The following is a 19,027-nucleotide window of genomic DNA, read 5'->3' as shown; positions in this document are numbered from 1 at the left end:
CGGCATGGCGGCGCTGATGGGGCGGTCATACATAAAACAGGGATAACACATGGCAATGAAATTGCGCGTATTGACTCAAGCGGTGGCGCTGGGTCTGGCGATCGGCAGCGCGTCCTTCGCCGCTCAGGCGGAAATCACCCTGCTGAAGCAGGATCCGCAGGCCGGCGATCCGCTCAGCCGCCTGAACTTCACCGTTGGCGGCAGCATCCGTCCGCAGTTCAACAACATGACGGGCGACGGCGACAAAGGTTCCTACAAGCGTAACGGCTTCGACGGCGGCACCCGCTTCCGTTTCGCGACGGACTACTACCTGTTCGACGATATCAGCTGGATCAGCTACTATGAGCTGGGCGTGAACATTCCGGCGCTGTTCGACTGGGATCATCACTATGCCGACGGCGCGAGAAACACCAGCCGCCGCATGCTGTACACCGGCCTGAAAAGCAACACCTGGGGCCAGATGACCTTCGGCCAGCAGAACAGCGTTTATTATGACGTGGTGGGCGCCAAGACCGATATCTGGGACTACGACATGTTGGCCCAGGCGCCGGGCAACGGCATCAACGGCGACTACGACGGCTCTTACCGTTCACGCAAAATGCTGAAGTACAAGAACCGCTTCGGCGATGCGGACGTTTATGCGTCGTACCTGTTCAACGACAGCGACTACCTGCCGGGCAACGGCCTACGCTATAAGCGCAAAGGCGGCGGCTCACTGGGCGTGGATTACCACATCACGCAGGATCTGACCTGGGGCACCGCCTGGAACTACACCCGCGCCGAAATGCGCAACCCGTCCACCAGCGGCAGCAAGAGCTACGATCAGAACATCGTCGGCACCGCCCTCAGCTGGAAACCGGACAACTGGACCCTCACCTTCGGCGGCGGTTACTACCACGACTTCCTGACCACCAAGAAAGCCGACGTCAACAATTACTTCGCCGGCGATGCGTGGGGTATCGAATACCTGGCCGGTTATACCGTGCCGGTTGGCCAGTACGCGGTGAAATCGGTGATGCCGTACTTTATGGGCGATCGCCTGGAATACGTCACCGGTCGCAACTACCAGCGCATCGACAACGGCCTCGGGGTTACCGTACAGTTTGACTACGGCTTCCGCGTTGACGTTGAGCACGTGCTGACATCGAGCACCGACAACCTCGGCGATATGACCGTGGTGCGTCTGCGCTACGATTTCTGATGCTCAGAACGTAAAAAAGGCCGCGCAAGCGGCCTTTTTCGTTTATGGGCGCAGCGTCAGAAACCGCCGCGCGCCGAGCGCCCTACCGCTTCGCCCAGCTGCCATACCGCCATGGCGTAATGGGTACTGTGGTTATAGCGGGTGATGGTGTAGAAGTTCGGCAGGCCGTACCAATACTGGTAGCCGGTGCCGACGTCCAGCCGCAGCAGGCTGGCTTCCTGGTTATCCCCGAGCGAACCCTGCGGGCTCAGGCCAGCTTCCGCCAGCGCGGTGACCGAGTAGCGGGTCTTGAAGCCATTTTCCAACCCCGGCGCCTGGCCGTTGGCCTGAATCGCGACCGGCTCGCCTTTGGACCAACCGTGCGCCTTGAAGTAATTGGCCACGCTGCCAATGGCATCGACCGGATCCCACAGGTTGATATGGCCATCGCCGTTGAAGTCGACCGCATAGCTCTTGAAGGAAGAAGGCATGAACTGCCCATAGCCCATCGCGCCGGCGAAGGAGCCGCGCAGTTCGAGCGGATCGTCGCCTTCGGTGCGCGACATCAGCAGGAAGGTTTCCAGCTCACCGGCAAAGTAATCGGCGCGGCGCGGGTAGTCGAAGGCCAGCGTCGCCAGCGCATCGATAATGCGGGTTTTACCCATTACGCGGCCCCAGCGGGTCTCCACGCCGATAATCCCCACGATGATCTCCGGCGGCACGCCGTACACCTGCCAGGCACGCTGCAGCGCATCCTGATATTGATTCCAGAACACCACGCCGTTTTGCACGTTATCCGGCGTGATGAACTTGTTGCGGTAGCGCAGCCAGGAGCCATTCGGCCCGGTTGGCCCCTGGGTCGACGGCGTCGGCGCCTGCCTGTCCATCAGCCGCAGTACCGAATCCAGGCGCCGTGCCTGCGCCAGCACGTCGTGCAGCTGCTGCCGATCAAAGCCGTGTTCCTGCACCATCTTATCGATAAAGCGCGCGGTATTCGGGTTATTGGCGAAATCACCACCCAGCGGCGCGCCGCTGTGCGCCGGGCTCAGCAAAAAGCCGCCCTTTACCGGGGTGCCCTGCGGCGTAGCGGTGGGACTGGGTTTCGGCGTGCTGCTACAGGCAGCAAGCAAGGTAATCAGCGGTAAAAGCGCAACCAGGTGACGCATCGGATATCCATATAACCATGCAAGAGATAAGTGGGAGTTATGTTAATGCATTGTTCGGCGCGAACAAACTGGATTATGTCGCCAATTACCGCGTCAGGTAGCCAAACGTGCCAAATTGTGACGTTTTGCACGGTGAAAGGACGCCCGGTGCGGCCGCGCGGAATCTCAACCGCGACTAAATGAGAAAAATTATCACCTTGACGCCCCCTTTTACCCCGATAAAATGCCCGGCTGCTTGCCATCCGGCTATCGCCGCAATGATCACGACAATGGACTGTAATGGAATCTCTCGGACAACTCGCCAAAGATCTTTACCGTGGGCGCATCTCGCGCAAACCCTTTGTTTTCTCGCTGGCGATCTTCGCCGTTGGCATCGTGTTGCTGTCGTTTCTGTCGACCTACCTGGATAAAAACCATTTTCGCGCCCATGCGCACGGCGATACCGAGGAATTCGTCTCGGTATTGCTGTACCTGCTGTGCATTATGGTTTGGGCGCTGTTCTGTTTCGGCCTGGTGACGTGGTTTATGGCCAAAACCGCGTTTCGGCTCAACGATATCGGCCTGCCGGGTTGGGCGCTGGCCGTGGCGTGCTATGTTTGCTCGGTGCTCAACAACTACTCCCCCGGCCCGGTGGCGCGCTGGCTGCCGCTGTTCAGCCTGGCCGTCATGATCTGCGCCCTGCTGTTGCCGCCGGGCGGGCTGCGCCGCAAGCCGGACGGCAACGCTGACGACTAACGCAGCTGCACCACCTTGTTCGCTGCCGGTTCGGCCGCCGTCAACCTGCCGCTGACCTGGCTGATGCCGCCGCCGCTGTTATGGGACACCACGGCGATCGGCAAACGCCGCAGCTGCCGGGTCAGCTCCGGCGTGATATAGCCGATGTGGGTGTTCTGTTGCTGTTTCCGCCAGCGGCCGGCCGCCCTGCGGCGGGAGAAATACTGGTTGTATTTGGCCCAGGCGATCAACGTGACGGCATTGAACAACGCCACAATGATATACAGCGAGATCACCTCCAGCAGCGACAGGGCAGAACCCACCCCGTGCTGATCCATCACCGATATCAGGCCGCGGCTGAACAGATAAAGGAAGCCGCACCAGGCGAAAAGCGTCAGCAGGCTGTCTACCACGCGCGGCAGCAGGCCGCGTTCGGAATAAATCAGGACGTCCGTCATTCTTTGATCCTCCCAATGCCCCGATCGGGGCTGATCCAGCGCGCACGCCCGCGCCGAGCTTTCAACATCACTTTGGAAAACGCCACCAGCGTGGTCAGCAGGCTGAGCAGCCAATACACCAACGGATACCAGATGATCCAGAACAGCGAGCGGCCGAAGCCCTTCTCATAGCGCTTCTCCAGCAGCAGGCTGACGGTGAACTGCAGCAGGCACACCACACCCAGCACCAGGCCGGTAAACGCCGGCGTCAGCAACGAGTGAATGCGGATGCCCTCCGGCAGCGGCACCGCCAGCCCGACCAGGAAAATCAGCACGCTGACCAGGTAAGTGAACGCCCACAACGTAGAGAGGCAATACTCGGCGAACAGCAGCCACATATGCCGGTGCTCCCAGGCCCACAGGTTGCGCAGATTCTTTAAAAACACCTCGGCGCCGCCCTGCGCCCAGCGCAGGCGCTGCTTCCACAGCCCGCGCAGGGTCTCCGGCATCAGGATCCAGCACAGCGCCCGCGGTTCGAAGAAGATAGCCCAGTGCTTGAGCTGCAGCTTCCAGCTGATGTCGATGTCTTCGGTGATCATGTCCTGGCTCCAGTAGCCGACATCGGTAAGCGCTTGCTTACGAAACGCGGCCACCACGCCGGAGATGGTGAACAGGCGGCCATAGACGCGCTGCGTGCGCTTGATAAGGCCGATGATCGACGAAAACTCACCGACCTGGATGCGGCCGATCAGCGTGGAGCGCGTGCGGATGCGCGGGTTGCCGGTCACCGCGCCGACGTGCGGATTGTCCAACAGCGGCGCCACCAAATAGGCCGCCGCATCGCGATCCAGCAGCGCATCGCCGTCGATGCACACCAGAAACTCGCTGCGCGCCGCCGCCGCGCCCGCCTGCAGCGCGATCGCTTTGCCCTGATTTTGCGCCAGATGGATCACCCGCAGGCGGGGGAACTCCAGCGTCAACTGATCCAGCACCTCGGCGGTGTCATCGCTGGAGCCGTCGTTGATGGCGATCACTTCGATATTTTCATAGCGCTGCGCCATCGCCGCCGAAATGGTTTCACGCGCGTTCAACCCTTCGTTGAAACAGGGGATCAGCACGCTGATCGACGGGTTGCCCGGCAGCACCGGCGCGGGCATGTCCGGGCTCCAGCGCCAATGGCGCTCGCGGTGCAGCCAGAAATAGATACCACCGGCGATCCAGATACCGGACATGAACAGCGGCCAGAAAAACACGAAGTTGAGCAGCACTTCGCCGGTAAACAGCAGGACGATGCCGAAAGGCACGCTCAACACCAGGCACAGGATAAATAAGGCAATTAAACGATCGGTCATGGCAGTGGGAACCAGGCTGAGGACAACACCGGGCGAACGGCATCCAGCTTAGGCCGATCGTCGAGGAAGTTGTCGGGGTAATAACCAAAGCTCTGAGCGCCATTGCGCTGCAGGCGACGCATCCATTCGGCCAGCAGTTGACCGTCATCCAGGCTGATCCGGCGCTCCTTGCGCCAGTCGACGGCCTGCAACTCAAACACCGTTTTATCGAGCGCGCCGGGGTAAGCGGCCACTTTGCCCACCAGTTGATCCAGCCAGCGGCCGCTGTCGGCGCGCGACACGTTTTCCATCAGCGGCATCGCCATCGGCGCCACCCAGTCGTAGGCCTGCAGGAAATCCGCCAGGTTCTGGCCGAACCAGGCTTCGCTGGCGGGATCGAGCACCGGCATCGCATAGATGTTGCGCGCGGTTTGCACCTGCGGGCCGCGGATCGCCCGCACCCGCTCGGTCAGCGACTGGGTAAACGCGATCAGCGCCCGGCTCTTGAAGCGCGTCCAGCGCGCCATCTGCTGCGGATCCTGGCGTATCGCCGCCACCGAATCGGTGAAGCCGGCCTGGCGGTAGGCCGCAACGGCGTCGGGGCCGGCATCTTCGAAGTCCGACAGCAGGGCATCGTCGTGGAACAGGATCCCTTTAAAGGTGGCGTGCGCCGCCAGATCCTCGTAGATCTCACCGATGCGCTGGCGCGCCACCGGGTTGAACGGCGACAGGCGGCGGTACTGCTTGTCGTCTACCGACAGCTGCCCGCTTTGCGGATCGAGGCGCTGCACGCGCGGCACGTCAGATCCCAGCTCGAACGCCAGCACCGGCATCCAGGCATACACGGCCACGCCGGTGCGCGAAGAGAGCTGCCAGGAGACCCGGTTGAACAGGTCGGCCTTCATCGGCAGCCAGCGGTTGGGGAAATAGAGCTCGCGCACGTTGCCGTCGCCTTTTGGATCGGCGAACGCCTGCAGGAAAACGGTATTGATGCGCAGGTCGTAGATGCGCTGGATCAGCTTGTCGAGATTTTTGGCCTGCTGCTGCGGATCGGGATCGTAGAGGTAGTCGAGATCGACGTGCGCCACCCGCATGATCTGCCGGTTCTGTATCTGCGTCAGCTGCTGGGCGAAGCTCGTCAGCGACGGGTTGCCGGCCACCAGCATGCGCGGCACGTTTGCAGGCGCGTTGACGTCTCCCAGCCCGTTCTCCAGCGTCAGCGCCATGCGGTAACCGTGCTTGCGCGCGATGTCCAGCGCCACGCCGCCGGCCGCGCCGTACGGCCAGACCCACACGCGCGGCGCCTTACCGGTGGCGGCGGTGATGCGCTGAGTGATCAACGCCACGTCCTTCTCGATGCGTTGGCGATATTCCGCCTCGCTTTCGTAGCGGCCCCGTTTGGCGTCATACAGCCGATTGGCGACCGCCGGTTCGGTATTGCCCTGCGGGTTGGCGATGCCGCCGTAATGCGACGCGTAGGTGTGCGCGCCGATCTCCACCAGCCCGGAGTCCGACACTTCCCGCACCTGCTGCCAGGTGAGGAAGCGATCGCGCGGCGTCATCAGGCCGCCGAAATCGACCGGCTTGCCGGCCGGCGCATCCAGCCAGACGCCAACAGGCGCCAGCACCGCCGGCCAGTTGTAGGCCTTCAGCAGCGGAAAGACCCGGCTGTAGAAGCTGCGGTAGCCGTCGTCGAAGGTCAGCAGCACCGCCTTGTTCGGCAACGCCGGGCCGCCGTTTTGCGCCTGCAGGATCTGCTCGACCGATACCGGCTGGTAGCCGTTTTGCTTCAGCCAGGCGAACTGTTCGTTGAGCGCGCTGGTGCGCACCGACATGTAGCGCTGGTCCGCCGCGCCGTCTTCCACGTCATGATACGCCAGCACCGCGTAACGGTTGGCCGGCCAAGGACGTTCCATCGGCCCCACGGGGCGCTCCGCCGGCGGCGTGAAGCGCGGCACGTCCGCCTGGCTGCAGGCGGTGGTCAGCAACACGGCCAACACGAAAAACGAGGATCGAATAAGCATGATTATTCCTTTAAAAACGATAATTCAGATCAAACGTCACGCCGATGTTCCGCTCGCGTTTGCCGTCGTACGGATGCTTCTCAAACTGCAGCATCGCGCCGGCGTCCAACACCCCGCTCCAGCTGATGCGCTGGCCGTAACCCAGCTGGGTGATCGGCTTGCGCGCATAGTCCCGCTGCCAATAGCTGCCGGCACCGGCCTGGAACTGCTGACTCCACTCGGTCTGATAATGGCGATACAGGGTGTGATCGAGCGTTAACGACGGCAGCAGCGTGAAGTCGCGCTTCGGGTTGTAATACGGCACGTTCTCCTGGCTGTTGCGGCTGCCGGACAGCGTCAGGTTCATGTCCAGCCGATAGCGGGCGCCGGCGAGCAGCCGTTGCCGCCCTTCCAGGCCGTATTCCAGCCGGTTGTTGCCGTCCGAGAAGTGCGAAGGCGCCACGCTGGCGCGCAGCTCGCGGCTTTCGTTCTGCTGCCAACGCAGCCACAGGTTGCCGCCGTTGGCGCTGATGCCGTTGGTCAACGCACGCAGCGGCGTCTCGGCCGACAGGCGCGCCACCGAACCGCCGAGGCGCCATTGATCATTCAGGTCATACCAGGATGAGAGGCGCAGGCCGAGCTCATTGCCATGGCCGTAGTTGCGATTGGCCACCTCGGCCTCCAGCCACAGATCGCGCGAGCGCCACTCGGCGCCGGCGCTGAGATCGCGGTTGATGCCTTTGCCCTCGTCGAACTGGCCGGTGTTGAATCCCCAGCCGGTGAACAGCCGCCAGTTGTCGTCGATCGGCGGCGAATAGAGCGCAGCGTGAATGCCAAAATCGTGGCTGCCGCTGACCGGCCCGTCGGAATCGATGCCCTGATTGCCGCTGATGCGCAATTCAGACATGTGGTGAATGCGGCGCGAACGCTCGAGCTGCTGAGCGGCGACGCTTTCCGGCGCGCGCTGGATGACATCGTCGGCCAGCAAATCCAGCTGGCGCCACTCCTGCAACTCCTGCGCGACATAGCCCTGCTGGATCTCCAACGGCAGGCTGCGCGGCTCCAGCCCTTCCACCTGCTTCAGCTCATCCTCGGCGCGACGCGGCCAGCCGCGCGCCAAATAAACGCTGGCCAAGGAGATGCGCAGACCCTGATTGCCCGGCGCCGTTCGCGCCAGATGGGTCAGCTGCCGTTCGGCCTCGGCCAGATCGCGTTGATAAACCCGCGACTGCGCCAGCAGCGATTGGCCGACCAGCCAGTCATCGTTGTAGGCCAGCGTCGGCAGCTGGTAAAGGCGGGTCGCGTAGGGATAGCGCTGGCTGACGCGCTGTGCCAGCAACGCCGCCTGATCGATGCGTTCGTTCTCCGCCTGCGCGTAAAACAGATCGGTTTCGTCTTCGGCGGTCACCGCCTGCGGTGCGGCGGCGTTCAGGCGGCCGAAAATGGCCTGCGCCTTGTCCGGCTGCTGCAGATAGAGGTAGGCGGACGCCGCCCAGCGCTGGGCATAATCCGGCACCGTACGCCCTTCCGCCTGCAGGGTTTGATACTCGCTCACCACGTCGGCCATTCGATAACGCGCCAGCAGCGCACCCAGGCGATCGATACGCGCCTGTTGGTAGCTGTCCTGCGCCTCCGGCAGCGGCCGCCACTGCGTCAGCAGTTGGTCATAGCGCGCCAGCGCGCGGTCGGCGATGACGAAACGTTCCTGTTCGCCGCGAGCATCGATAAACGACAGCCGCACCAGTTCGGCGGCTTCATCCGCCTGCAGGCGCCGCTGCTGAGCGGGCGGCAATGCCAGCCCCTGGCTTTCACGCAGCGCCGGATCCGCGACCCGATTCGCCGCCAGCAGCGTCACGTAATAAGCCTGAATTCCGGTGTCGGACGGCGCCAGCGCACGAGCATGAGTGGCGTTTTCCAGCGCCGCCCAGCTGCGGCCGGCGGCCTGGTCCACATAGGCGCGCGTCAGATACCACGTCGCCGGCTCCAGCAGCTTCTCCGCTTTTGCCGCTTCCGTTTGCGCCTGCACATCCTGCCCGGCATCCGCCAGCGTCATCACATAGCCACGCTGCAGACCGCCGTCGGCGGGAGCGAGCTGCAACGCCGCACGCCACAGGCGCAGCGATGGTTGCCACTGCTTCAGGTTGCGATAGGCGCGGGCCACCGTCGCCAGACTGGCGCTATCCCGTTGCAGCGCAGCGCCGTCGGCACGCCAAAGCGCGACCACCTCTTCATCGTGGCCGGCCCAGCCGGCCACCTGGATATAATCGGCTCGCTGCTGCAGGCTCAATCCCTCCTGAGCGCGCCGCTGTGATAAATACGCCAGCACCGGCGCGGTATCACCCGACCTGGCCTGACGGATCAGCGCGTCATAGCGTTCATCCGCCAGCGCGGCGGCCGGCAGGGATAAACCGATAAACAGCAATGACGCCGCATATTTGGTGGCGTGGCGTTCGGTAAAGCGTAATGAACGCGAGTTAACTTTAGGCACGAGGTATTCCTTTAATCCGTGAGCTGCTGTCCTGGCAAAGTGGAAATGCGAGCAGGCACCCGAAAAATCGGCTAAGGCCGTCGGGTAATAAGCATGGAGTAATGAATATTTCTGTCTGGCGCACGCTTAAATAGAATCGAATGCGCCTTTGCCTAAAAAGAGTATTTTATAAATCTGCCGATGAATACCGCAGCCAGGTGATATCTGAATGAAAATGGAATTTCACAATTGTTAAAAAGTGAAATAATAAAAATTAAAACCATAAAAATCATAAACATGAGATTTTGTCATGATCAATATTCTTATCTTCACCCTTTCGTGTGAAATTGTATAAAAACCGACGTGATATTTGATTTCAATTCTCATTATCAATCATTAATGGGGATATTAATCCAAGCACCTAATTAAATAATCTTTCTTCCCGCAAAAAATAATGAGAATATTGCTAACAATACAATTAAATTTGCCTGCTAATAATTATTGCTTTCAATTTAAATTCCCCCACGGCTACGTTCATGCTGGCTATCTCCCGGGCATGCCGTCACAATAGCGCCTCATTCAGGCTTCAATCAGGGATTGCCATGTACAGCCACTACCCCGCCCATTACACCTTCGATAGCGACAGCGACGCCTGGCAGATCGGTTTCCACGACTTCCCCGAGTGGCAATCGGCCTGCTATAAACGCGAAGACGTCGAGCTGGAAGCGCAGGAAAGCCTGCTGGCCGCCATTACCGCCGCGATGGACGAAGGGCTGCCCCTGCCTGCTCCTTCCCCGCTGCAAACCGATAACTTGAGGATACACCTGCCGGCGCTGGTGGCGCTGAAGATCGAACTGCACAACGCCATGCTGCGCAAAAACACCGGCAAAGCGGAGCTGGCACGCAAGCTGGGATTCAACGGCGGGCAAATGGAGCGGTTGCTGGATCTCGGCTACGCCTCGAAGGTTGAGGCGTTGGAGCAGGCGCTGTATCTGCTGGGCTACGAAGTGCGCGTGACAATAAGCGAAGTTTGCCAATAAGTTAGCGGCAGGTAAGCGAAATATTATCCGATGGGGCTAAATTTTCCCCATTGTGCGCCGATATGATCGTTACCTAATCACTTGTCGCAACAACGAAGGCTAAAAATGGAGTGGAGTCGCCGTCATATTTGGGCCGTTATTCTGCTGTCTTGTCTCGTTTTTTGGGCCATTTTGGTGACCGGCATCAACGCCGTCGCTTGAGCGCCTGCTACCGCATTGCAATACCTAACGCTTAACGTCGCCCATGACTGAGTGATATCAGCCATGGGCGATGAAACAAAACCCCGTGCAGACCTAAAGACCTAATATAAAAATATGATTTAATATCAATCAATTATCAATTAACCCTAAGCCTTCTTTCAATAACACGAATGATTACCGGGCTTACTATAAGCGTAATAACCAAGCAGCCGATAAGTAGCGCTATACCTACAAACCCCTCAATATCGCGCTCACCGAACAAGTTTGCTGCTTTTATCCAAAATGCACGCTCCCCCTGAGTCGAGGGGTCTGAAGGCCTCGCAAGCAAAAATGTCAGTATATAAATGCCAGCCCCTATCAGAAGTTTAATCCCTATTGGGACACGTCTGCTTTCCATTAAGAATGACCTCAATCGTTCCATAAGACATCAGGCCGTTAACTAACCTGACTGGCCGGGTAGAGACTAATGCCTGACGAATAGCTAAAAAGTCAGTCCGATGCTGCAATGTAATACAGCCCAAAGAAATACCTAAAGGACCTGATGGATGCAAACGGAAATATCCCCGTTTTACCCCATTGATCCATGTATAGTCGTCAATTTTGCCATCTTCACGATAGAGGGCAAACCACTCATATTTGATAACCGGTGTCGATGTCGGCCACGAATAGAAATCATGAAGATCGGTTCTCAACATTCATTTCCAGCCGCCCGTTAGCCTGTTGACGATGTGATAACGGCCCTGAGGGATTGGGCCATTGTCAGGAATAGCCACGCAACCGGCTTGGTTACGATATATTCCATTGCCCGAGTAAGCCAGAAAAGTGCCAACACCGTATATGAGTAAAGGGGAGAACTGAGCATCATTAACGATAAACTCTCCATGTAGCGGCATAGGTAAAACTCCTTTTTACCGTTCATTAGTATAAAATTCGCACAAACACAAAAATCATCTACCGAAAAAGAATACCTGCGGCTATCGTGGGTCAGAAAGTTGGCCTATCCCGACTTAAAAAGCGTTATAAAACAGTCTTCACTGTGCAAAAAACAGCCGAAAATTGTGATCAAAAACACAGTATTGAAATCAGACCAGTATTGAGAGTACATTAGCGCCGATCCTGTCGCGGTTCGGATTTTACCTCACGGAGCATGAGGCGCGACAACCGGACAACCCGTACGTGGGGCCGTTGTTCTTTCGCTTGGAAGAACCCGCCCGACAGGCAGGTTGCCCATAAAACACTCAGCACAACAATCGGGATCATTGCTGGCGAGGACTCCAGACAGGAGTTGTTCAGTGAAATATTTTTTGATGGGCGTGTCATTCATGCTGGTTGCCTGGGTTGGCACCTTCATGTTGATGGTTGCCTGACAGCAGCCTGACCAAGAACACAGCCAAAGGGACGCGCAAGCGTCCCTTTGTCGTTTCGGCTTGCGATCATTTGCCCGGCATCATGCGACGCAGGGTGTCGTCCTTGCGCAGATAATGGTGATACAGCGCCGCCAGCGCATGCGCGCCAATGATAAAGTAGCCGATGTTTGCCAGCGTCTCATGAACCGTTTTGACCAGCTTGCGCATCACCGGATCCGGCGTCACCCACTGCGGCATCGGCCAGCCCAGCAAAGGCCACGATTTCCCGCCGTAGGCCAGGGTTAACATGCCCAACAGCGGCAACATCAGGAAGACCACGTACAGCAGCCAATGGAAAATCTTGGCGCCTACCTCCTGCCATTCCTCCAGCGGTGGCGTGGTCGGCGGCGCCGCGTGGAAAGAACGCACCGCCAACCGAATCAGCATCAGGGCAAAGACCGATACCCCAAAGTTGAAATGCAGATTTTTGACCATCGGCGCCCACGCCTCCGGCACCGAATCTTTCAACAACATCGCCGCATAGGTGAGGATCACCATCAACAGCGTCAGCCAATGTAAAACGATTTGCGATCGCGCGTAGCGGTTGCTCATACACTCTATCCAAAAAATAAAATTCAGCGTAGTTGAGCATAATGGGGAAATGATGAAGAAAACCTTGGGACGGAAAAAAATAAGGCCGAGCGAACGCCCGGCCTGACAGGATTATTTGCCGCTGCCGGCCTTGCCCGGCTTCAGCAACCCGTCCGCACGGAACATCGCCTTGATGCCGCGCACCGCCTGGCGGATACGGTCCTGATTCTCGATCAGCGCGAAGCGCACGTGGGTATCGCCGTAGTCGCCGAAGCCGATGCCCGGCGAGACGCAGACCTTGGCCTCCGCCAGCAGGCGTTTGGCGAACTCCAACGAACCGAGGTGGGCATAAGGCTCGGGAATTTTCGCCCACACGTACATCGACGCCTTCGGATTTTCCACCATCCAGCCGGCCTCGTGCAGCCCCTTCACCAACACGTTGCGGCGCTGCCGATACTGCTCGGCGATATCGCGCACGCACTGCTGATCGCCTTCCAGCGCGGCGATGGCCGCCACCTGCAGCGGCGTAAAGGTGCCGTAATCGTGATAACTCTTGATGCGCGCCAGCGCGCTGACCAGTTCAGGATTACCGACCATGAAACCGATGCGCCAGCCGGCCATGTTGTAGCTTTTCGACAGGGTGAAGAACTCCACCGCAATGTCTTTCGCCCCCGGCACCTGCATGATCGACGGCGCTTTCCAGCCGTCATAGACGATATCGGCATAGGCCAGATCGTGGATCACCAGCACGTTGTACTGCTTGGCCAGCGCCACCACCCGCTCGAAGAAATCCAGCTCCACGCACTGCGCAGTCGGGTTGGACGGGAAGCCGAGGATCATCATTTTCGGACGCGGGATGGTTTCCCGAATGGCGCGCTCCAGCTCACCGAAGAAATCCACGCCGTCCACCAGCGGCACCGAACGCACCTGGGCGCCGGCGATCACTGCGCCGTAAATGTGGATCGGGTAGCTGGGGTTCGGCACCAGCACGGTATCGCCGTGATCGAGGGTCGCCAGCATCAGATGCGCCAGCCCCTCTTTCGAACCGATGGTGACGATGGCTTCGCTTTCCGGATCGATATCCACCTGATAACGATCGGCATACCAGCGCGAAATGGCGCGGCGTAGGCGCGGAATGCCGCGCGAGGTGGAATAACCGTGGGTGTCGTCGCGCTGGGCGACGGCGCACAGTTTTTCCACGATGTGCGGTGGCGTCGGGCCGTCGGGGTTCCCCATGCTGAAATCGATAATATCCTCGCCGCGACGGCGTGCGGCCATCTTCAGTTCGGCGGTGATGTTGAATACGTAAGGGGGAAGGCGTTCAATGCGCGTGAAACGGCGCTGTGGACTGTTATCAGCCATAGGGGATTCCTCGATAGACGTTAGCGCCCGGACCGTCCGAGCGACGCAGGCCAGCGAACTGACCGAATATCGAACATAGCGCAGCGCCGACGAGCTTGTCGATACCCGGCGCGATATTTTTATTTGCCGCCCTGAAACTCCGCCGCCAGCAGCCCGAACAGCCAGTCGTCGCACCACTGCCCCGCCAGACGGAAGTTATCGCGCAGCGTGCCTTCCAGCTGAAAGCCGCACGATTCCAGCAGGCCGCGCGAAGCGAGGTTGCCCGCGGTCACGGTGGCGGTCAGCTTGTGAAAGCCGCAGGCGTTCACCGCAAAATCCAGCACCGCCCGCAGCGACTCCTTGCCATAGCCCTTGCCCTGCCCGGCAGGCAAACTCCCGTATCCCACTTCCGCCTGCCGATACGGCACCCACTGCGGGCGAAAACCGGTAATGCCCACCGCCTCTCCGCTGTGCTTCTCACGCATCACCAGGCACAGCCACTGCTCGCCGTGTTTGTCCCAGGCCGGCAGCCGCTCCTCGAACCGGGTGCGGATCTCCGCTTCGCTGCGCGGATCGGAGATGTAACGGATCACCTCGGGATCTTGGTACAGGCGCAAAAACAGCGGCCAATCCTCGACGGTTATCGACTGCAAACTCAGACGTTCAGTGACCAGCTTCATAAAATCTCCGAAAAACGAAAAAGAGGAACTTACGAATGAAATATATCTCTTTATTTTCCCCGATTGGTTGCCGATAATCATTCACGTTAAAACTACAAAACCATAACGTCTTGCCCGATTCCCTACAACCGCTCGCCGCAGTCACTCACGCGGCACGAGGAGAACACCATGGCCTCTTTAGTCATCGACGATATTCCGCAGACGATCGTTAACGTCAAACGCCAGCTGCGCCAGGCATTGCCGAACTACCGCGACGTATTTCTGGCGCTGGAAGAGAACATCCGCAGCCAGGTCGAACAGATCCGCCGCGAGCTGGCCGCCGGCCACAATCCGGTGCCGCAGATCGACGCGGAAGATATCCTGCAGCAGCGCGTCAGCGAGCAGCAGATAGCGCTGATCAAACAGCGCGGCGCCTGCGCCATTCGCGGCGTGTTTCCCCGCGCCAAGGCCGAGGGCTGGAACCGGGAAATCGGCGACTACCTTGAGCGCAACAACTTCGTCGAGCGGTTGAAAAACGCCGCTGAAGACAACTATTTCGGCAAGCTGGCCGCCAGCAAACCGCAGATTTACGGCATCTATTGGTCGAAACCGCAGGTCGAGGCGCGGCAGGATGCGCGCATGCATGCGGTGCAGGTGTTCCTCAACAGCCTGTGGGCCACCGAGAGCAACGGCAAACAGCATTTCGATCCGACCCGCGTCGCCACTTACGCCGATCGCACCCGCCGCCGCCCGCCGAACTCCTCGTCGCTGGGCCTGTCGCCGCACGTCGACAGCGGCACCATCGAGCGCTGGCTGGACGAAAACTTCCGCTATGTGTATCGCCACGTTTTCTCCGGCGACTGGCAGCAGTACGATCCCTTCGCCGCCGACGGCCGCACCGAGGTGCGCGAGATAGCCTCCCCGGCGGTCTGCTCGATGTTCCGTACCTTCCAGGGCTGGACGGCGCTGACGCCGCAGCGCACCAACGCCGGCACGCTGAACCTGGTGCCGATCGCCAACGCCATGGCCTATGTGTTGCTGCGCGCGCTGCAGGACGACGTCGCCGACGACGATCTGTGCGATGCGGCGCCGGGCCGCGCGCTGTCGATCTCGGAAAAGTGGCATCCCCTTTTATTAAGTGGGATTTCCCCTATTCCCGATCTGGAGCCGGGCGACACGGTCTTTTGGCACTGCGATGTGATCCACGCGGTGGAGAACGAGCATAACGGCGAATTCGACAGCAACGTGATGTACATCGCCGCCGCGCCGGGCTGCGAGAAAAACGATGCCTATCTGCAGCGCCAGCTGCCGAGCTTTATCGACGGCAGAACGCCGCCGGACTTCGCCCCCGACGACTTCGAGGTGGATTTCGACGGCCGCGCCACCGCCGACCTGCTGACGCCGCTGGGCAAAACGCAGCTCGGCATGGGCTGATCCCCCGCCCGTGGCGCGCGCCACGGGCCCCTTTCGCTGTGGTATACTGCCGCCATCCGTAGGCCGCAGCGAGAACCCGTCGTGCACCCTTTTTTTGAAATGCTGTTGGCGGTGTTTGATCGCGCCGCGCTGATGTTGATCTGTCTGTTTTTCCTGACCCGCACCCGGCTGTTCCGCCAACTGCTGCAAAAAGAAGACCATACGCCGCTCGAGCTCGGCATCGTCACGGCGATTTTCTCGCTGTTCGCGCTGTTCAGCACCTATTCCGGCATCAACGTCGAAGGATCGCTGGTTAACGTGCGCGTCATCGCCATTATGGCCGGCGGCATCCTGTTCGGCCCCTGGGTGGGGATCGTCACCGGCATCGTCGCCGGGGTGCACCGCTATCTGATCGACATCGGCGGCATCACCTCGGTGCCTTGTCTTATCACCAGCATCATCGCCGGCATCAGCGCCGGCTACATCAACCTCAAGGTGAAAAAAGAGCAGCGCTGGCGCGCCGGCATCGTCGGCGGCATGCTGTGCGAATCCCTCACCATGCTGTTGATCGTGCTGTGGGCCAAGCCGACCGAGCTTGGGTTGGACATCGTGTCGCAGATTGCCCTGCCGATGATCCTCGGCACGGTGTGCATCGGCCTGATCGTGCTGCTGGTGCAAAGCGTCGAGGATGAAAAAGAGGTGATCGCCGCGCGCCAGGCCAAGCTGGCGCTGGATATCGCCCACAAGACGCTGCCCTATTTCCGCAACATCAACAGCGAATCGCTGGCCACCATCTGCGATATCATCCGCCAGGACATCCGCGCCGACGCGGTGGCGATCACCGATACCCATCAGGTGCTGGCCTACGTGGGCGTAGGGCGCGAAGCCTATCCGATCGGCCGCGAAGGGCTGAGCCGCGTCACCCGCGAAAGCATTCGCCACGGCAAAATCATCATCAAGAACAACCTGGAAAACCCGGCGGCGCCGCAGATCCATTCGCAGCTGGTGGTGCCGCTGTGGGAAAAAGGCGAAGTGACCGGCGCGCTGAAAATTTACTACTGCCACGCCCACCAAATCACCAACACGCTGAAGGTGATGGCGGTCGGGCTGTCGCAGATCATCTCCACGCAGATGGAAGTGTCCCGCATCGAGCACCTGCGCCAGATGGCAGATAAAGCCGAAATGCGCGCGCTGCAGAGCAAGATTAACCCGCACTTCCTGTTCAACGCGCTGAACGCCATCTCTTCCTCTATCCGCCTGAATCCGGACACCGCGCGCCAACTGATCATTAACCTGTCGCGCTACCTGCGCTACAACCTGGAGCTGAACGACGAACTGATCGATATCCGCAAGGAGCTGCATCAGATTCAGGACTATATCGCCATCGAACAGGCGCGCTTCGGCGCCAAGCTGACGGTGATTTACGACATCGACGACGACGTCTCGGTGCGCATTCCGAGCCTGCTGATCCAGCCGCTGGTGGAGAACGCCATCGTGCACGGCATCCAGCCCTGCAAGGGGAAAGGGGTGGTGGTGATCGCGGTGAAAGATCAGGGCGATCGGGTGAAGATTTCGGTGAAGGATACCGGCCACGGCATCAATCAGGAAACCATCGATCGGGTAGCGTGCAACGAGATGCCGGGCCACAATATCGGCCTGCTCAACGTGCACCACCGCGTGTCGCTGCTGTACGGTGAAGGGCTGCATATCCACCGCCTGGAGCCAGGCACCGAAATCGCGTTCTACATCAGCAAAAACGGCGGCAAGCTGCATCAGGAAGCGAGCGCGCCGCCGGTCGGGGAGGCCTCATGAAAGCCATTATCGTAGAAGACGAATTCCTCGCGCAGGAAGAACTCAGCTACCTGATCAAGAAACACAGCAATATCGATATCGTCGCCAGCTTCGAGGACGGCCTCGACGTCCTGAAATACCTGCAAACCCATCAGGTTGACGCCATTTTCCTCGACATCAACATCCCGTCGCTGGACGGCGTGCTGCTGGCGCAAAACATCAGCAAGTTCGCGCATCGCCCTTCGATCGTGTTCATCACCGCCTATAAAGAGCACGCGGTGGAAGCGTTCGAGATCGAGGCGTTCGACTACATCCTCAAGCCCTATCACGAGGCACGCATCGTCACCATGCTGCAAAAGCTGGAGGCGCTGCATCAGCGCCCCGCCGGCGCGGCGGAACCGACCAGCGCACCGAGCCGCGGCAGCCACAGCATCAACCTGATCAAAGACGAGCGGATCATCGTTACCGACATCAACGACATCTACTACGCCGCCGCCGATGAAAAGGTGACGCGGGTCTACACCCGCCGGGAAGAGTTCGTGATGCCGATGAACATCACCGAGTTTTATGGCCGGCTGCCGGAAGAACATTTTTTCCGCTGCCACCGCTCTTACTGCGTTAACCTGTCGAAGATCCGCGAGATCGTGCCCTGGTTCAACAATACCTACATTCTGCGGCTGAGCGATCTTGAGTTTGAAGTGCCGGTCAGCCGCAGCAAGGTGAAAGAGTTTCGCCAGCTGATGCGCCTGTAAGCGCTTACCAGCGCGGGCCCGGACGGTAGTAATAGCCGGGCGGTGGCGGCATGCGGTAATGCGGCCGGTCGCGCCAGTCGCGCGGCGGCGGCCCGTAGTAAATCACCCGTGGCGGCGGGCCATAATAGTACCCGCGCGGGCGTTCATACCGGTGGTGATCGGCCCACCAGCGCGGATCGCGCCAGCGATAGCCGTCCCAGTAGTGGCCGCGATTGTCGCGATCGCCGATATGCAACGACAGGCCCGGCACGTTCACGCCGATGGACACGTCGGCCTGGCTCGCCAGCGGCAGCGCCAGCAGCGCGGCCAGTAACAACAGCGTTTTTTTCATTTCATGGACTCCTGCAGAGCGGACCTCGTCCGATCGCAGATAACATAGTCCCGCGCTCATCGCCGCTCTATAGGCGCAATGCCGATTTACGCCTTTCAGACGCATCCTTCACAATTTCACCACAATCATTCACCGGCAGTTAACAATAAATCGTTGATATCTTTGATGTAGATCACGTGCCACCCACGGCATTTCACGCGCTTTTCGGTGCAAAAACGGCAGCTCACGCCGCATAACATGCATTTCATTCCTTCCGCCGTGCAA

16 protein-coding genes and 1 pseudogene are annotated in these 19,027 nt (G+C 59.7%); 7 read left to right on the top strand and 10 right to left on the bottom strand.

Going from position 1 to position 19,027, the window contains the following annotated elements; all coding sequences use genetic code 11:
• Nucleotides 1-49: 49 nt before the first annotated feature.
• Nucleotides 50-1,201, top strand: coding sequence for a porin (locus GF111_RS20135; RefSeq protein ID WP_060442066.1), 1,152 nt, complete (start codon nt 50-52; stop codon nt 1,199-1,201).
• Nucleotides 1,202-1,257: 56 nt separating this feature from the next.
• Here the strand turns inward: GF111_RS20135 and mltB are convergent, their stop codons facing one another.
• Nucleotides 1,258-2,346: a lytic murein transglycosylase B gene (mltB, locus tag GF111_RS20130; protein ID WP_038876549.1), complete on the bottom strand. Its 1,089-nt coding sequence runs from the start codon at nt 2,344-2,346 to the stop codon at nt 1,258-1,260.
• A 279-nt stretch (nt 2,347-2,625) separates the two neighbouring features.
• Here mltB and GF111_RS20125 point away from each other — a divergent pair, with 279 nt between their 5' ends.
• Complete coding sequence (locus tag GF111_RS20125; protein ID WP_038876550.1) at nt 2,626-3,081, top strand: DUF805 domain-containing protein; 456 nt, start codon at nt 2,626-2,628, stop codon at nt 3,079-3,081.
• Here the strand turns inward: GF111_RS20125 and pgaD are convergent.
• The 4 genes from pgaD to pgaA are packed head-to-tail and all read right to left on the bottom strand — an operon-like array spanning nt 3,078 to nt 9,319.
• Nucleotides 3,078-3,518, bottom strand: a complete 441-nt coding sequence (pgaD, locus tag GF111_RS20120) for a poly-beta-1,6-N-acetyl-D-glucosamine biosynthesis protein PgaD (RefSeq protein WP_038876551.1) — start codon at nt 3,516-3,518, stop codon at nt 3,078-3,080. The two genes, GF111_RS20125 and pgaD, sit on opposite strands and share 4 nt — an antisense overlap.
• The gene (gene pgaC / locus GF111_RS20115) at nt 3,515-4,849 is read right to left on the bottom strand and encodes a poly-beta-1,6-N-acetyl-D-glucosamine synthase (RefSeq protein WP_147191121.1); all 1,335 of its coding nucleotides are present in this window, start codon (nt 4,847-4,849) and stop codon (nt 3,515-3,517) included. The genes pgaD and pgaC overlap by 4 nt, the downstream gene beginning before the upstream one ends.
• Nucleotides 4,846-6,852 carry a poly-beta-1,6-N-acetyl-D-glucosamine N-deacetylase PgaB gene (gene pgaB / locus GF111_RS20110; protein ID WP_147191123.1) on the bottom strand — a complete coding sequence of 669 codons (2,007 nt, stop codon included), beginning with the start codon at nt 6,850-6,852 and terminating at the stop codon, nt 4,846-4,848. Before pgaB ends, pgaC begins: the two co-directional genes overlap by 4 nt.
• Before the next feature lie 10 nt (nt 6,853-6,862).
• Nucleotides 6,863-9,319 (bottom strand): poly-beta-1,6 N-acetyl-D-glucosamine export porin PgaA, encoded by a 2,457-nt coding sequence (pgaA, locus tag GF111_RS20105; protein WP_071605312.1) that lies wholly within the window; start codon nt 9,317-9,319, stop codon nt 6,863-6,865.
• 581 nt (nt 9,320-9,900) lie between these two features.
• Between pgaA and GF111_RS20100 the strand changes: the two genes are divergently transcribed.
• Nucleotides 9,901-10,338 carry a hypothetical protein gene (locus tag GF111_RS20100; protein ID WP_147191025.1) on the top strand — a complete coding sequence of 146 codons (438 nt, stop codon included), beginning with the start codon at nt 9,901-9,903 and terminating at the stop codon, nt 10,336-10,338.
• 566 nt (nt 10,339-10,904) lie between these two features.
• Here the strand turns inward: GF111_RS20100 and GF111_RS20095 are convergent.
• A pseudogene (locus tag GF111_RS20095) lies at nt 10,905-11,432 on the bottom strand (DUF2778 domain-containing protein).
• A 399-nt stretch (nt 11,433-11,831) separates the two neighbouring features.
• On the opposite strand from GF111_RS20095, the gene ypdK reads away from it, so the two are divergent.
• Nucleotides 11,832-11,906, top strand: coding sequence for a membrane protein YpdK (gene ypdK, locus GF111_RS20090; RefSeq protein ID WP_099782600.1), 75 nt, complete (start codon nt 11,832-11,834; stop codon nt 11,904-11,906).
• A 66-nt stretch (nt 11,907-11,972) separates the two neighbouring features.
• On the opposite strand, the gene GF111_RS20085 is transcribed toward ypdK, so the two are convergent.
• The 3 genes from GF111_RS20085 to GF111_RS20075 all read right to left on the bottom strand — a co-directional run bounded on the left by GF111_RS20085 (nt 11,973) and on the right by GF111_RS20075 (nt 14,497).
• A complete protein-coding gene (locus tag GF111_RS20085; protein WP_038876556.1) occupies nt 11,973-12,497 on the bottom strand; it encodes a cytochrome b in 525 nt (174 codons plus the stop codon).
• 111 nt (nt 12,498-12,608) lie between these two features.
• On the bottom strand, nt 12,609-13,838 hold the full coding sequence (gene alaC, locus GF111_RS20080; protein WP_047730153.1) for an alanine transaminase: 1,230 nt from the start codon (nt 13,836-13,838) through the stop codon (nt 12,609-12,611).
• Between the two features lie 119 nt (nt 13,839-13,957).
• Complete coding sequence (locus GF111_RS20075) at nt 13,958-14,497, bottom strand: GNAT family N-acetyltransferase (protein ID WP_038876560.1); 540 nt, start codon at nt 14,495-14,497, stop codon at nt 13,958-13,960.
• Nucleotides 14,498-14,665: 168 nt separating this feature from the next.
• Between GF111_RS20075 and GF111_RS20070 the strand changes: the two genes are divergently transcribed.
• From GF111_RS20070 to GF111_RS20060, 3 genes are all read left to right on the top strand, one after another.
• The gene (locus tag GF111_RS20070; protein ID WP_047730152.1) at nt 14,666-15,910 is read left to right on the top strand and encodes a DUF1479 domain-containing protein; all 1,245 of its coding nucleotides are present in this window, start codon (nt 14,666-14,668) and stop codon (nt 15,908-15,910) included.
• 99 nt (nt 15,911-16,009) lie between these two features.
• A complete protein-coding gene (locus tag GF111_RS20065) occupies nt 16,010-17,701 on the top strand; it encodes a sensor histidine kinase (protein ID WP_060442065.1) in 1,692 nt (563 codons plus the stop codon).
• Complete coding sequence (locus GF111_RS20060; protein ID WP_038876567.1) at nt 17,698-18,432, top strand: LytTR family DNA-binding domain-containing protein; 735 nt, start codon at nt 17,698-17,700, stop codon at nt 18,430-18,432. Before GF111_RS20065 ends, GF111_RS20060 begins: the two co-directional genes overlap by 4 nt.
• A gap of 4 nt (nt 18,433-18,436) precedes the next feature.
• On the opposite strand, the gene GF111_RS20055 is transcribed toward GF111_RS20060, so the two are convergent.
• Nucleotides 18,437-18,763 (bottom strand): DUF2502 domain-containing protein, encoded by a 327-nt coding sequence (locus GF111_RS20055; RefSeq protein ID WP_048234501.1) that lies wholly within the window; start codon nt 18,761-18,763, stop codon nt 18,437-18,439.
• Nucleotides 18,764-19,027: the final 264 nt, after the last annotated feature.

This window comes from Serratia sp. HRI, assembly GCF_010119335.3.
Lineage (GTDB): Bacteria > Pseudomonadota > Gammaproteobacteria > Enterobacterales > Enterobacteriaceae > Serratia > Serratia nevei.
The sequence above is the reverse complement of the archived record's forward strand: the minus strand, read 5'-3'. Positions and strand labels throughout refer to the sequence as shown.

What these genes read in the sequence shown, in the direction of transcription:
- GF111_RS20135 (WP_060442066.1), top strand. Translation starts at nt 50, where the DNA reads ATGGCAATGAAATTGCGCGTATTGACTCAAGCGGTGGCGCTGGGTCTG.
- mltB (WP_038876549.1), bottom strand. Translation starts at nt 2,346, where the DNA reads ATGCGTCACCTGGTTGCGCTTTTACCGCTGATTACCTTGCTTGCTGCC.
- GF111_RS20125 (WP_038876550.1), top strand. Translation starts at nt 2,626, where the DNA reads ATGGAATCTCTCGGACAACTCGCCAAAGATCTTTACCGTGGGCGCATC.
- pgaD (WP_038876551.1), bottom strand. Translation starts at nt 3,518, where the DNA reads ATGACGGACGTCCTGATTTATTCCGAACGCGGCCTGCTGCCGCGCGTG.
- pgaC (WP_147191121.1), bottom strand. Translation starts at nt 4,849, where the DNA reads ATGACCGATCGTTTAATTGCCTTATTTATCCTGTGCCTGGTGTTGAGC.
- pgaB (WP_147191123.1), bottom strand. Translation starts at nt 6,852, where the DNA reads ATGCTTATTCGATCCTCGTTTTTCGTGTTGGCCGTGTTGCTGACCACC.
- GF111_RS20100 (WP_147191025.1), top strand. Translation starts at nt 9,901, where the DNA reads ATGTACAGCCACTACCCCGCCCATTACACCTTCGATAGCGACAGCGAC.
- GF111_RS20085 (WP_038876556.1), bottom strand. Translation starts at nt 12,497, where the DNA reads ATGAGCAACCGCTACGCGCGATCGCAAATCGTTTTACATTGGCTGACG.
- alaC (WP_047730153.1), bottom strand. Translation starts at nt 13,838, where the DNA reads ATGGCTGATAACAGTCCACAGCGCCGTTTCACGCGCATTGAACGCCTT.
- GF111_RS20075 (WP_038876560.1), bottom strand. Translation starts at nt 14,497, where the DNA reads ATGAAGCTGGTCACTGAACGTCTGAGTTTGCAGTCGATAACCGTCGAG.
- GF111_RS20070 (WP_047730152.1), top strand. Translation starts at nt 14,666, where the DNA reads ATGGCCTCTTTAGTCATCGACGATATTCCGCAGACGATCGTTAACGTC.
- GF111_RS20065 (WP_060442065.1), top strand. Translation starts at nt 16,010, where the DNA reads ATGCTGTTGGCGGTGTTTGATCGCGCCGCGCTGATGTTGATCTGTCTG.
- GF111_RS20060 (WP_038876567.1), top strand. Translation starts at nt 17,698, where the DNA reads ATGAAAGCCATTATCGTAGAAGACGAATTCCTCGCGCAGGAAGAACTC.
- GF111_RS20055 (WP_048234501.1), bottom strand. Translation starts at nt 18,763, where the DNA reads ATGAAAAAAACGCTGTTGTTACTGGCCGCGCTGCTGGCGCTGCCGCTG.